Source organism: Methylobacterium nigriterrae, assembly GCF_037106235.1.
Lineage (GTDB): Bacteria > Pseudomonadota > Alphaproteobacteria > Rhizobiales > Beijerinckiaceae > Methylobacterium > Methylobacterium nigriterrae.
The window spans coordinates 1-12,987 of record NZ_JBAWTG010000129.1; the positions used below are offsets into that span (position 1 = coordinate 1).

12 protein-coding genes and 1 pseudogene are annotated in these 12,987 nt (G+C 63.3%); 5 read left to right on the plus strand and 8 right to left on the minus strand.

Annotation, left to right across the window (positions count from 1 at the left end; all coding sequences use genetic code 11):
• The 6 genes and pseudogenes from WDW90_RS30450 to WDW90_RS30475 all read right to left on the minus strand — a co-directional run.
• The coding region (locus WDW90_RS30450; RefSeq protein ID WP_336491266.1) for a pseudouridine-5'-phosphate glycosidase at positions 1 to 158 on the minus strand (158 nt) is incomplete at its 3' end.
• Between the two features lie 543 nt (positions 159 to 701).
• Positions 702 to 1,067, minus strand: a pseudogene (locus WDW90_RS30455) (helix-turn-helix domain-containing protein); the annotation flags it as partial.
• Positions 1,068 to 1,214: 147 nt separating this feature from the next.
• Positions 1,215 to 1,388 carry a hypothetical protein gene (locus tag WDW90_RS30460; RefSeq protein WP_336491250.1) on the minus strand — a complete coding sequence of 58 codons (174 nt, stop codon included), beginning with the start codon at positions 1,386 to 1,388 and terminating at the stop codon, positions 1,215 to 1,217.
• Between the two features lie 117 nt (positions 1,389 to 1,505).
• The gene (locus tag WDW90_RS30465; RefSeq protein WP_336491252.1) at positions 1,506 to 2,252 is read right to left on the minus strand and encodes an LrgB family protein; all 747 of its coding nucleotides are present in this window, start codon (positions 2,250 to 2,252) and stop codon (positions 1,506 to 1,508) included.
• Between the two features lie 63 nt (positions 2,253 to 2,315).
• Positions 2,316 to 2,609, minus strand: a complete 294-nt coding sequence (locus WDW90_RS30470; RefSeq protein ID WP_336491254.1) for a CidA/LrgA family protein — start codon at positions 2,607 to 2,609, stop codon at positions 2,316 to 2,318.
• Positions 2,610 to 3,337: 728 nt separating this feature from the next.
• On the minus strand, positions 3,338 to 4,450 hold the full coding sequence (locus tag WDW90_RS30475) for a helix-turn-helix transcriptional regulator (protein WP_336491255.1): 1,113 nt from the start codon (positions 4,448 to 4,450) through the stop codon (positions 3,338 to 3,340).
• Between the two features lie 507 nt (positions 4,451 to 4,957).
• Here WDW90_RS30475 and WDW90_RS30480 point away from each other — a divergent pair.
• From WDW90_RS30480 to WDW90_RS30490, 3 genes are all read left to right on the plus strand, one after another.
• Positions 4,958 to 5,701, plus strand: a complete 744-nt coding sequence (locus WDW90_RS30480) for a cache domain-containing protein (RefSeq protein WP_336491256.1) — start codon at positions 4,958 to 4,960, stop codon at positions 5,699 to 5,701.
• Between the two features lie 233 nt (positions 5,702 to 5,934).
• Positions 5,935 to 6,153, plus strand: coding sequence for a DUF6894 family protein (locus WDW90_RS30485; RefSeq protein ID WP_336491258.1), 219 nt, complete (start codon positions 5,935 to 5,937; stop codon positions 6,151 to 6,153).
• A 1,438-nt stretch (positions 6,154 to 7,591) separates the two neighbouring features.
• A complete protein-coding gene (locus WDW90_RS30490; RefSeq protein ID WP_336491259.1) occupies positions 7,592 to 8,599 on the plus strand; it encodes a hypothetical protein in 1,008 nt (335 codons plus the stop codon).
• 192 nt (positions 8,600 to 8,791) lie between these two features.
• Here WDW90_RS30490 and WDW90_RS30495 read toward each other — a convergent pair whose 3' ends face one another.
• Entirely contained in the window at positions 8,792 to 9,457 is a 666-nt protein-coding gene (locus WDW90_RS30495; RefSeq protein ID WP_336491260.1) for an ArsR/SmtB family transcription factor, read from the minus strand.
• Positions 9,458 to 11,300: 1,843 nt separating this feature from the next.
• Here WDW90_RS30495 and WDW90_RS30500 point away from each other — a divergent pair.
• Entirely contained in the window at positions 11,301 to 11,489 is a 189-nt protein-coding gene (locus tag WDW90_RS30500) for a hypothetical protein (RefSeq protein ID WP_336491261.1), read from the plus strand.
• 233 nt (positions 11,490 to 11,722) lie between these two features.
• Complete coding sequence (locus tag WDW90_RS30505) at positions 11,723 to 12,208, plus strand: Rap1a/Tai family immunity protein (RefSeq protein WP_336491262.1); 486 nt, start codon at positions 11,723 to 11,725, stop codon at positions 12,206 to 12,208.
• A gap of 240 nt (positions 12,209 to 12,448) precedes the next feature.
• On the opposite strand, the gene WDW90_RS30510 is transcribed toward WDW90_RS30505, so the two are convergent.
• On the minus strand, positions 12,449 to 12,814 hold the full coding sequence (locus WDW90_RS30510; protein WP_336491264.1) for a hypothetical protein: 366 nt from the start codon (positions 12,812 to 12,814) through the stop codon (positions 12,449 to 12,451).
• Positions 12,815 to 12,987: the final 173 nt, after the last annotated feature.

The following is a 12,987-nucleotide window of genomic DNA, read 5'->3' on the forward strand; positions in this document are numbered from 1 at the left end:
TTCGCGCACACCACGGCCTCCACGTCACGCGCGGTGGCGACGTTCTGAGGATAGGGCATGCCGTGGGTGATGATCGTGGATTCGAGCGCCACGACGGGGACGCCGGCGTCGAGGGCCGCGCGCACATCCGGGGCGAGGTCGATGAGCGGGTGAGGCATGGCGGTAGCTCCGCAGACACAGCCCTTCCGCATCTCAGATTTCATCCGCAAGGGCGAGAAGTATGGGTTTGATGCATTGTACGTCTCACGTAGCACTGCTGGATCTGCGGCTCTAAAGTTCCGCTGTGCATCACGAACGATAGTTGACCAGTCGCCAGAAAGCAGACCGTCAGATTTGCGCCCATTCCCGCCGTTCAGCCCACCCCGGCGGCATCTCCAAAGCGGACAATCGCAGTTTGGGCGTTATGGAGCGCTGCCGTGCGCGAAGCTTGGTACCTCGGGATGCAGTTAGGCTCACCCATGGTCGCGAAAACCGTCGTTTTTGGACGGGGCAATTGCCCGATCCGCGACTGAGTGCGCGAGCCTGAGAAAACGTGGCTGGCAAGTCCGTTCTGTTCCACTCACGTCTAAGGTGGCTCGCCGGTCGCGTTCCAAAGCCTCGGACCCGACACATGCGGAACGGCTCTGGAACGGTCCACTGGGGCAAGCTCTATTGGACCGCCGCGCCTTGCCTTGAACGACCGCTCAGAATGGTAAGTGGATCTCAGCCTCAACGGAGGACGGCTTTTTGCGTGCGATGCCGCGGCGTTGGAAGAAGCGGGACAGGCTGCTCTGGGCGACCTTGACACCGCGCTTGGCCAACGCGGCGCGCAACTCCCACAGGAAGATCCCAGGCTGCTGCTCGTCGAGCGACAGGATCAGCTCGGCATGGGCCTCGATGCGGTGCGACCGCCGATCCCCGCCTTGCGCCTTCGGATCGATGCGCCCCTCTCGCACAAACTGCCCCCGCCAACGACTGGCGGTGGCTGCACTCACCCCAAAGCGGCGGGCCGCCTGATGGCAGGATGCGCCGTCCAGGACGGCGGCGACCACGCGCTCACGCAAATCGATGGGCAGTGCTGAAGGCATGTGGCGGCTCCCTCAATACGCACCCACTCGTCGACATACTTCACGGCACACCCGAGCGGATGCCGCTCTGGGACTGAGGAAGCCTGCGCGCGGGCGTGCGAGCACGGCCTCCCGCGGGCGGCGATCAGGTATGGTGGAGCGGAATGGCTAGAAGGCGTCGTAGGGCTGACTCGCGACGGGGTTCGCCTTCAGCGTGAGTTCCTGGATGTTGAGCGATGGATGAACGGCCGCTTTTGACTGGGGCGGCTCGGTCAGCATGATTGCCCAGAACGCGCCGGCGGCCAGCACGAAGGCTGCGGCGGATAAACTTATCGTGCGCATCTCGCAGCTCCTGATTTGAGTTTAAGCAGGACTGTACTTAGATTCTCCACACAATCAATACTTTAATTCATTTTTGTGCAATAAATAACTGTACTAAGTAATACGTTCTTACAGAACTTAGGCAATGGTTAGGGCGTGATATCCTGCAGGGAGCAGATGAACCAAGAGGGGCAGCAGAACGGCCGTCAGGACGCCGTTTAGCCCCATGCCCAAGCCGGCAAAGGCACCCGCAGCCTCGCTCATCTGAAGCGCTCGGGCCGTGCCGATCCCGTGTGAGGCAATGCCGATGGCCAAGCCCGTCACACGATCATCCCGCAGCCGAAGAAGGCGGGCCAGCCACGGCCCCAAGATCGCCCCAGTGATGCCCGTGCTGATGACCAGAACAGCCGTCAGAGCCGGCACACCGCCGATGGCTTCCGAAATGCCCACGGCGATCCCGGCTGTGACCGACTTTGGGGCTAGCGACAGCAGCGTTGGCGTGCTTGCCCCTAAGCACCACGCTATCCCAACAGCACTCAGGACCCCGGCCGGCAGCCCGACAGCAAGCGCCACGACAATCAGCCGGCTAGAGGCGCGGATCAGCCGCGTCTGACGGTAGAGCGGCACAGCCAGGAGCACGACGGCTGGCCCGAGCAGGAATGAGACGAAGCCAGCCCCGCGCAGGTAGGTGGCGTAGGGCACGCCCGTGGCCTTGATGGTGAAGGCAACGAGCAGGATCGCGATCAGCGTCGGGTTGAGCAGCGGGTGATTGCCGCCTAGCCGCGCGATGCGCACGGCCGCCAGGAAGGCCATCACCGTCAGGCCGACCTCGAGGACTGGCTGTTCGGAGAGCGTCGCCCAAGGAATGTGGTCAAGCAGAGACATCGGCTGGCTCTGTTGCGGTCAGTTCAGGTCCCACCTGTTGACGGCCCTTCTCGGCTCGCCGGCTCACGGATGCGGCGGCAACAGCAGTAGCGAGGATGGTGACCAGCGTTCCGCCGACAACGGCCGCAGCAATGGGCACCAACGCACGTCCGAGTACGCGATCACGCCGACGCCGGCTGGCACGAACAGCATGCCGAGGAAGCTGAGAACTCGGTCAGCCAAAGCCCCAAGCTCGTCAGGCAGGCGCTTGTGGTAGAGCAGGTCGGCATACAAAAGCACGAGGCCGATGACGGGTGCCGGGATTGGCATCTCGGTCACACGCATCAGGATCTCGCCGGCGCCGAGCCAGACGAGCACACGAGCAAGTCCCTCAAGCATCGAAGGGAGCGGCTACGGGCAGACGCCAAAGGCGACGCAGTGGTCTGCAGCCCCCAACTCCGGTGCCTGGGCAACTGGGGCGGTGGCCGCATGGGATTGGGGCGGGTCCGTCAGGATCGCCGACCAGAATGAACCTGCAGCCAAGGCTAAGGCGAGGGCGAAAAGGCTGATCTTCCGCATGGGATGGGCCTCCGAACGAACCGGTAAGGACAGATGCCGAAGGCAAGGTGGCGATAGGCTGCCGACATCTCAGCGCGACGCGCGATCTGCATTGGAAACTCTGGTTACATGGAATATTTCATTGCAACAAACTGCCTCAACAGCAGAACGTTGCTCATCTAATCAGTTTTGTATTGAACAGTTTACCACGTCACCAGTAGGTAGAACTTCGCATATAGTCACAGCGGGAGTTGCTTCTGCCGGCATGCTGGTCAGAGCCTCACTGATTGGCGGCGCAATCAACATGGTGGCCCAGAACGCAGCTGCGGCAACAGCAAGGGCCGCGGCGCATAAAGTCAGATTGCGCCGAAGCGCAGGATGCGATGCAGTGTTCATGGATCAAGTCTCCGAGCCGTGCAGGCTACTGCAGCAGGCGCGAGACTAGGCGAAGCGTTTCTGACTGGCCTCCCCCATTTAGTGGAGGCGGCATCCAAAATTTTCTGTGCCGACCAGAAGACCAGCAGGATCCTGAGGGTTCAAAGGTGCCGTCATCTCCGGTCGGCTTTGATGGGTGAGCCAAGCCCGATCACGACACGCAACAGATCCGCCTGCCGCTTGGTATCCGTTTTTCGAAAGAGCGCGTCGAGGTGAGTTTTCACGGTCGAGCGCGCGACGCCCAGGATCTCGGCCGTTTCTGCCAAAGTTCGACCATTGAGCAACTGTGCGAGAACCTGCAGTTCACCGGAGGTTAGTCGAAATAGGGTGGCTGCCGACGAGAGCGGTGTCACCAACTCCTGCTCGGGCTCGCGGAGCAGAAGCAGGAGCGGCTCGCCCACCGCTTCGCTGATCTTGTCCAAGACAACCCACGAGGCGTGGAGAACCCGTCCAGCAGCATCTTCAATGCGCATGTCCCGCCCCTGGCTGCCGTTGCGTGCCTGAATGCCGGCCACGAGCCGCATGCCATCCGCCGTGACCCCCACAAGGCGTCCTTGGCTCTCGCGCAGCATACTGGCTCGTGCGAGTTCGGCCTGCGCCTGAGCGTTCTGGAACACGATGCGTCCGTCGGGAGCGAGGATGAGAGCGGCCGCGGAAAGCGCGTCAAGCGCGCTGCGCAGCGTCTGGGTCTCGACCTGCTGGTGCCCGAGGATGCCTGAGATCAGGACAGACCGCCTCAGGTGAGGTGAGATGAGGCGGGCAAACTCGATGTCCTCATCGCTGAAAGGACCACGTGTCCTTGTGGTGGAGATCCCCCACGTGCCGAATTCGGTCGCACTTCGGGTCAGGGGAACGCTCATGTGATCGTCATGATCGCGATCAGCCCAGCCCTTGCGCCAGTAGAGGCTTGCGCGCAGCGATTCGACAGTTGCGTACTGTTCCCGGCTCATACACGCTGGTTCAAGGAGCGGGTGAACCAGCCCAAGTGGCGTCATCGGATTGAGGTGCATGATCGAGTGCGTGAGCGTAAGCAGATCTTCGGTATATCCATGGTGGGCCGCGAATTTTACGCTTCCTGCGATGGGATCGTAGATGGCCATTTCCGCCAGATAGCCCTGAACAACTTCGGCGATCTCAGCGAGCACGCTAGGCCAACCAGATGTGTCGAGAGCGCAGTCATAAACCCGGCCGATCAGGACGGAAAAAGCAGGATCGACTTTCATCATGGCGCGACTTTCACCGAGCAACATGCGTTTGCCCGCGCTCGAAAATGCGCGTGGCCGCGAGATCTACGGGCATTAGAATATTTGCCACTTGGTAGATCAAGTGGGTTGCCCGGATACTACCGCTATGTGGTCGAGCGCATCGTTCCCATATAGCTTGCCTGTTTGGACCGGCTCGCTCCACCAACAACCCGTCCAAGTCGGCGCTCCGACAAGACGGAACGAGGATTTGGTCGACCTCAAGACGCCATTGAAACGCGCATGCATCTCGCGCATATCTCAGCTTGTCCGTTAGGGCATGCCTCAGCGGATATTCCGTTCTTGGCGGGCGGCGCCGCTCGCAGGTTGGGCGTTATGGAGCGTCTTGCGAACCGCTACCCCGAGATGCCGGGTTGAGTCTGTGCTGGCGCGCCTTCTCCTCCCCTGGGTGTGGGGCCGGTCGGGAATAATCGGGGGGTGTCAGCGATCCAGATAGTCGGGGGCAGCTGCCGATCATCGCGGAGCCCGCCGATGCCCGATCTCAGCGAGCTGGATGCTTACCTTGCCGAAGGCGCCCGCCTGATCCGCAGAGCAGAGGAATGCACGAGCCGGCTGCACCAAGACGGTGCGTGCGAGGGGCACCGGCTGATGGCAGAAGCAACTCACGTGGCGATGCAGCGCGTCTACCGTCTCATCGAGGCTCGCCGCGGCCCCTCCGCCGCAGATCCTATGCCTGCGCCTGTTACCCCTCCGCCGCAGGAGACACGGCGTTGGTGGCCAGTTGTGCGGCGTGATGTGCTCAGGTGCATTCCGCTCTGCATCGCATTCGTCATGGTGACGGCAGCAAATTCTGCTGACCTGCAGCAGCCTCCCGGCGGGGAGGGGCAAGCGGCTCGGATTGAGGCCATGGTCAACAAGGCTGCGGCCCTGGTAGAGGCGCGAGGAAAGGCAGCGTTTTCCGAATTCAGAAAGCGCAACAGTGAATGGCGGTTCGACGATGTTTATCTGTTTGTCTCAGATCTGAACGGACGCGTCCTGCTCAATGTTGAGTTCCCGCAACGGGAAGGAACAGACCAGCTCAAGGAAAAGGATGCTGACGGTAAGTCATTTCACGAAGACTTCATAGAGGTTGTTCGATCTGATGGGTCGGGCTGGGTTGATTACATGTTCCCCAAGCCTGGACAGAGGTACCCTTCCGAGAAATGGAGCTACGTCAGGGCGACGACGATAGATGGAATGCCAGGGCTGATCGGTGCGGGTTTCTACACCGACTGAACCTGACTTCGCACATTGAGCCTTATGGAGCCGCTCGGCCCAGCCACAGCGCCTGCTTCGGCGGTTCATGGGGCAGGTAAGCCGCTAATCCTTTTGCGCCAGACGGCCATGCCGCGAGCTACCGAAAAAGGCGTTTACAGCGGCGCCTACACGCTCGCTTGATGCAAAAGCAGGCAGGGTCGTCCTCTCGTACCCTGCCATTCGGCCTGCAGATCTCAGGACGGGGGCGGGTCATGCCGCAGCGCTTCCATTTCAGGCTGGTCAGCCCCGAAGAGGCGATTGAGGATCCAATTGGGGCCGAGGCGGAGGACGTTGAGGAAGCGCAGGCTGAAGCGGTGGCTGCTATCGAGGAGCTACGCACGCAGGGCGAACTGCCGGAGGACGCCGGCGAGTGGCATCTCGAAGTCCGAAGCGCGTCAGGAGTGCTGCTGCGGACGGTCCAGCTTGCGTGAAGGAAGCTTTCGCAGGATCGCTCGGACATGAGCGCGGACTGAGCGTGCCGCTGCCTCAGCGGGCGCATGCCGTGGCGCAGCCACCGGCTCAGTGGAGAGCAGAACGTCGCGGAGCTGGGGGCGGCCTACGTGTAACATCGCCGTTGCCTCCGAAGCTGGGCGACCAGAATAACCTATGTGTAGGCGGAAAGTATCGGTATGCAAATCGCTGATCAATAGCGTAAAACGTACAAACAAACTCACAGAAAATCAGAATTTTTCCCCTAGAAATGCTTGGCGCATCCTGGACGCGGATCCACAAATAGGGCCGCAAGTCGCGGTCGAGCTATGGCGAGCGGCCACGCGCGAAACCGCGGAATTCGCATAACGCGCCCGGTTTCCTTCACGTAAGTGGAATTATGGGAACAAGCGGCCCGGAGACGGGGTCACCGACCGCAACACCGCAACCTTGGGAGAACACGGGCGCGGCCGGTGCCTGCCGCACAGGGCGCACGAGGATGCTGTGCGCCCCCGGCCGGGACTGGTAAGCCGCGAGAGAGCGAACGGGGAAACAGGCGCTTGGTGATGTAGGCGGCAGCCGGGGGGCGCTCACCGACGGCAAAGCTCATTAGGTTGGTACTGCGGCGGACAGACTCGCTTGCCCATTCCCCTTATCAAGCCGACGCGGATCCGGTCGGCGTGCAAGGAGCGTTGCAGATCGGGGCCCGCCAGAAGGCCGGCATCAGCTGGCCCAAAAGGGTAGAGCATGGACATCATCAAGGACGCGTGCCGAGTGTGTGGGGTGGCCGTGACGGTTTTCGTCAACGGCGATTGCATCATCGTTCAGGCCCATGGCCGCGCCTGGAGACAGAAGTGCCACTGCCCCAACACGGAGGCGTGCTCGCAGCTGTCGGTCCCGGTCATCGAGCAGGCCATCGCAGCAGCAACGCGCGAGTCAGCCCCTCTCCGGCCCGTCGCAATTCCGCGCGTTGCCCGCTCGCCCCGACCGCCAGCGCCGGCACGAGGCGATCACGCAAAGAGGTCTCCCACATCACGACCGGCTTCGGAGCAGTGGATGTCGGCTCTCACGTAATCCTTCGGATCGGTCGCTTCATCGCACAGGCGGCGCAGGCCGCAACGCCGAACCCGACAGCCGACCGGACCTTGGCTGGGTCACGGCGCCGCTCGCAGGTTGAGCGTTATGGAGCCTCGCGCTGGCGTAGATAGGGATTGGCCTACACAGGCTCAGGCCAAGCAGGTACATCGTCCCGCATAAGGGGCGGACTGAAGAATGACGGATGGGGGGATCAACCGGGTAGCGCGTTCGCGGAAGGTCCACGCTGCTGGTGCTATCCTCGCCGTGTTACTCACGACAGGGTCGGCCTCGTTGGGCCAAGGTTTTGATCCGCGCATCTTGCCAGCAAGCCCTCGCTACACGCGGAACGCTCAGTGTGGCGCGGTGCAGATCACCATGCCGCCCAGCACCCATCGGCTTCCAGGCAGCAACCTGATCTCGCCGAAGCCGGCAGACATTCCGGTCGGACAAGGCGAGAGCGCCATCTGCTTTGCGTACGCCACCGCCGACATGATCTCTCAGCGCGTCGGCCGCGCCGTCTCACCGCTCGATGTCGCCACTAAGTTCTACTTCGCCGATCCCGCCCAGCTCTCAGCCATTCCCAATCCGGCTCTGCAGGCTCATCTGCGGGCTCATCCAACCTATCAGGCGGACATCGCGTGGAGCCGGAACGCGGCGGACATCAGCACCGAGCACAATCCCGGGCTGCAACCCTACTTCGACAAGCTTGAGGGCGGCCAGGAGGACGCGGCGGCGCTGCTCTACAACCTCGATGGCCTGTGCGAGGAACGCGATCTGCCCTCGCATGAGGGCTACGCGCATTTCACCAGCTACTACGCGGCCCTGCGCTACAGCAGCCATGTCCGCGCGCCGAACCAATGTTTTCGGCGGGTGGGCACCACCGTCGACAAACTCCGAAGCCGGCGGGCCGACGCCTTCAACGATGCGTGGCTGAGGCAGGTTGAGGCTCTGTGTCAGCGGAAACCCCTGCCCGTGCCACTGCTGCCCGTCTCCTCCCGGATAGCCGCGAACCAGCTTGAGTTCATGGAGATGCTGGAGGAGGGCCAGCCACCGAGCGCCAAGGACATCAACCGCATGCTGGCCATGGTCGACTACGCCCTCGATCATGGCCGTGCTCCGGCTATCGGCTATAGCTGGTACGTACTGGAAGAGCGCGATCCGAAGGACCCGGACGTTGCCGCCGACCATTCGAGCACCGTCATCGGGCGGCGAAAGACAGCGGGCCGCTGCCAGTATCTCGTGCAGGACAACACGGGTGAGTACTGCGCGCGGATGCGGGTGGGCATTCGCGAGCGCTGCGATGACGGCCGGATCTGGCTCTGGGAAGAGGAGCTGAAACGCACCCTCTACAGCGTCATTTACCTGCAGTGACGGGCTCTAAGCAGCCGAGGTGGCACCCTCCGAAGGCACCAGCGTTCCAATAGGGCTTGCTTCAGCGGAACTTAGCAGGGGCGCGGCGCCGCTCGCTGGATGGGCGTTATGGAGCGTCCACGATCGCGATCAGGCGAAGAGCGCCTTGGCGGCTTGAACTGCTCCTCCGAGAACTCAAGAATTGCGAGAGGGTTATGCCGCTTCAACCGGAAGCCCAGCGGCCTTCCACTCCGGGAAGCCGTCCTCCAGCCGGTGCACCGTGAAGCCGCGTGCGCGTAGGGCGGCGACAGCCTCAAACGACAGCACGCAATAAGGCCCTCGGCAGTAGGCTACGACCTCGCGATCCTGAGGCAGCTCGCCGAGACGCTGCTCCAAATCCGGCCAGGGGATGTTGAGCGCACTCGGCAAGTGCCCCAACCGGAACTCCGGTTCTGGGCGCACGTCGAGCACGGTCACCAGCCCGTCCCTTAGCCGTTCGGTCAACTCCCTCCGCGAGATTGGCTCCATCGTGTCGCGCGCCCGAAAGTAGGCGGCCATGACCAGCTCGATCTCCGCCACGTTACGTTCGCCAACGCGTCCGAGCGCCTGCAGTAGGGCCACCACCTCGCCCTCTCCAGCTAGGCGGTAGAGTACCCGCTTGCCGTCCCGACGCGTCGCCGTCAGCGATGCCCGCCGCAGGATCTGCAGGTGTCGTGAGGCATTGGCGAACGTGAGGCCCACCCGCGCGGCCAGTTCCTCCACGCAGCGCTCGCCCTGGCCGAGGTGCTCCAGCAGTTCCAGCCGGTGCGCATGCGCCAGCGCCTGCGCGATCTCGGCCAAGCTCGCGAAGATGGCCTGTTTCGGTCCCGCGCTTGACACCGTCCGCCCTCATGGAAGACCATTCAAGGAAATGATTGAATAAGTCTGGGCGTTCTGGGTGGGGAGGGCAACCGCATGATCCTGCGGCAATTGTCGCACAGGGCCCCCACCAGCATCTCCGATCGGTTCGCCTGCCGCGACCAGGCAAGCCGAGCTGAAATCGATCCGGCTTGCAACCCCGACATCTGTGCGCTGGCAGCGAAGCTGGGATGCGGATCACCCACGTCATCGACGCCCGCCACCTCTCGGCGAGCCGATAGCTTACGGACGTCACCGGCACCGCTGTTGTCCCGTCGACCCGCTCGGATGGCGCTTTTCTTCCTCGACCTCGGAGCCGTGTGCAAATCCCACCTTCCGCGACCATTCCTCTGATGAGGTGCTGCCGGAACGGGCGCGCCAATCGGGCTGCGGCAACCGCTAACTCTTACATCCATGGGGTAGGGTGTGAGCGAATATAAGAAACGCGTCCTCGCTCTCGTCCTACGGACTGAGAGCACGAGCGCGCCGATCAACTTGGGCGACATCACTCGCCCTGCCGGCGAGGTGCTGCAGGCGGCCGCTCTCAATGAGACTATTGCCTTCGAGCTTGATGTCGCTGCCACCCATTTCGAGGGGACAGGAGAACTAACGGTCGCTCAGTCCCTCCGGGACCAGGCCAGTGAACTCCGCACAACCGCAGCCCAACTGCGAGCCGCGGCAGAGCCTTCTGAACCTCAAACGGCCGAGACAGGGCCGCTGGCCGGTCCGAGTGGTCAGGAACCTTCGTCCCGTTAGGTGGGTGAGGGCGCGCGTGGGGCAGGTACCTCGCCCAGGTCGAGGATGTAATTCGAACCCCCGATGATCACGCCTGAAGAATCCCGAAGCGGGGCCGGATGAGCCACGACCGACACCCGCGTGCCGTCTGGCCGCTCGAAACGACGTGCGCCTCTCCGACAGCTCGACCCTCCGTGAGAACAACCGCCATCCCGCACTGGTCGTGAGGCAAGCGCGTGCCATCGAGCTGGTAGATGCGCCAAGACCCGCACCACCGATCCTTGCCGATCTCAGGACGTCGGCCCCACAGAACGGCGGCGGCCTCGTTGTAGTAGGTCAGCCAACCATTCACGTCAGTGACATAGAGGGGAGCCGGCACGCTCATAAAATCCTGGCGCGGAAAGCGCGAACGACTCGATCGGACCGTGGAAATTCAGAAATGACAAGAGGGGCGTAAATTCTCCGTGACAATAACAGTGATGGGGCGTGACTACCACGCCGCAAGCCGGGGATTGGGGCGTCGCGATGGACCCGCGTTCCAATAGGGCTTGCCCCAGTGGAACGTTCCAAACGGCACAAAACGCCATGTAAGGAAAACGACCGTTTTCTTGACGGCCGGCAAGACCGCCTCTTAGCGCGCTTCGAGCAGGGCTCTTCGTGTCAGGAAAGCGTGCTAGGAAATCTTGTCAGGAAAACGCTCTGAGGAAACCGTACAGCCGTGCCTAGCGGCACTCGAGGCGCTCGAGCGATTGCTGGCCTCCGCCCCGAGGCGCTGCATGATCCTGTCCCCTGCGAAGCGGACCAGGGTGGCGGGCACCGGCCGCGAGGTGCAGGCGTCTCCGGGCGTTGTCGCGGTCGGCGACCCCTGCCCACCGCACTCCTTCAGTCGTACGCACTCCGAAGCGTCGTCATAAGCCGGGCTCCGGGGGTACCGTCCTGTTGAGCCTCATGGGCTCACTGGGTGGGCATCGAGCCGGTCGGCGCGGCGAGAGGGGGAGCATGGCTTGCTCGCCGCGTCGGCCGGCTTTCGCATGTCAGGGCAGGGATGGGGGCTAGGGGCCGCTATCGGATCCGGGTTGCGAGCTACCTTGTGCGCCGCATCCTGAATGCCTCGTCCGAGCGCGAAGCCGCCTTAATGGCTGAGGCCACGCTACGGCAGATCCATGAGGTCGGCGAGCCGATCGGCTTCTCGGTCGAGGCTCCTGATCCCGATGCCGTTGATCGCATCGCCGATTACCTCGACGGCGTCATCGCCGAGTTGGACGCCACCAAGCGCTGAACATGCCCGCAGGCGCTGTAGGTTTTTCCGATCGGACGCCGGATCGTTAAGGATCCGCTACCGAATCACCGCCCACCGTACGCGTTCCCCGGCCGACCGATGGTCGTTCCCCGAACGCGACCGGCGGTCGACCCCCGAACGTCCCCCGGCCGGGTCGCGAGGACTTTGCCGTGGCCGACCGGTTGCTGACCTATCCCGAGCTCGCCGAAATCCTCGGCCGCTCCGAGACGGCCTTGCTCGAGATCGAGCGCAAGCGCGCCGAGGAGGTCCGGGAGGCCGGAGCTCGCCGTCTCGAAGAGGTGCACGAGGCTGCGGAGCGGCGTGTCGAGGACCTCAAGGCCGAGCGCGACCGCTGGGCCGCGCAGGCGGAGGGCTGGTTGATGCTGCGCGTCCTTTTCCTCTGCGGCGTCATCAGCATGCCGGGCACAGCTTATGCCCAGATCGCTGACGCAACTGACCTCCGGCGCTTTTGTGCCGCCGCCCCCGACAGTGACGAGTTCATCACGGGCACGGCCTACGTCACTCGCGTGATCAGCCAATCGGTCCGGTTAGGGGCAGATTCCATCCCATTCTGCCCGCCGGGGACACCCCAACCCGAGCAGATGAGAGACGCGGTTTGTGCGCGGCTTCAGGCGAGGAGGCCCGCACCGAAGGGGGAGAAGCCCGACGTTCTGGTGCGCTCCGTTTTGGCGGAGGCGTGGCCGTGCCCGAGCCGGTAGGGCGGCTCCGGCGCGCGTGAGGCCGCCGAATCACTTCGCGGAGAGGCCGATCGGATTTCGGTGCGATCGGCGCCTCGATCGGACGAAGGCGGGATCTCAGCCTCAGCGGCCAGGCATCTGAACGGTCAAATTATTCCGCGATACACAGTCCGAGGTTCTCTCGACAAGGAAGGACGGCGTCAGAGATCCGGCGCCGGCCGGAATAGCATAAGTGGTTTGTGGATAAGCCAAAATCGGAAGTTAGGAGCCGCAGCGGCGCCGCTCGTCGAGGAAGACGACGCCCTCCGCCTTCGCCTCCTCGCGCGTAACGAGCGCGGCGAGAGCCTGGCCGTCGAGGAGGATGGGGATCTCCGTCTCCTCGGCCGCTGCGATATCCTCGAGCTCGCGCCGGAGGAATGGGTCGCGGACGAAGGAAGAGCGCATCGGTAATGCGTCCGGGGAGCGGGCGGGCCGCCAGTCGACCCAGGCCTCGCTCTCGCTCCGGCCGATCCCGACGATCTCCTCGCCGGAGGCCTTCAGCAGCTGCACGAGGTTGCGGACGAGGTCGGCAAAGGGGTCGAAGGGCTTGCCGTCGGCTGTGACACCCGGAATCACGGTGAGAGGCATGGCGCTGAGCTCCAATCGGCGCGTGTTTAGAGGCGGACCGGTGGTCGCGACGCTGGTCCGTCTCGCCCCGCCTTAGAGTCTGTCCGGCATCATGATGTTTTCTGACAGAGCTTTCGGGTCATGAGGCGGATGGAGGCCAAGAGGACGAACGCTCGTCCTTTCCGGCTTTTGCA

Bases quoted from the DNA above. Each gene is read 5' to 3' on its own strand.
- WDW90_RS30465 (WP_336491252.1), bottom strand. From the start codon at position 2,252: ATGTCTCTGCTTGACCACATTCCTTGGGCGACGCTCTCCGAACAGCCA.
- WDW90_RS30485 (WP_336491258.1), top strand. From the start codon at position 5,935: ATGCCGCAGCGCTTCCATTTCAGGCTGGTCAGCCCCGAAGAGGCGATT.
- WDW90_RS30475 (WP_336491255.1), bottom strand. From the start codon at position 4,450: ATGATGAAAGTCGATCCTGCTTTTTCCGTCCTGATCGGCCGGGTTTAT.
- WDW90_RS30480 (WP_336491256.1), top strand. From the start codon at position 4,958: ATGCCCGATCTCAGCGAGCTGGATGCTTACCTTGCCGAAGGCGCCCGC.
- WDW90_RS30460 (WP_336491250.1), bottom strand. From the start codon at position 1,388: ATGCGCACGATAAGTTTATCCGCCGCAGCCTTCGTGCTGGCCGCCGGC.
- WDW90_RS30510 (WP_336491264.1), bottom strand. From the start codon at position 12,814: ATGCCTCTCACCGTGATTCCGGGTGTCACAGCCGACGGCAAGCCCTTC.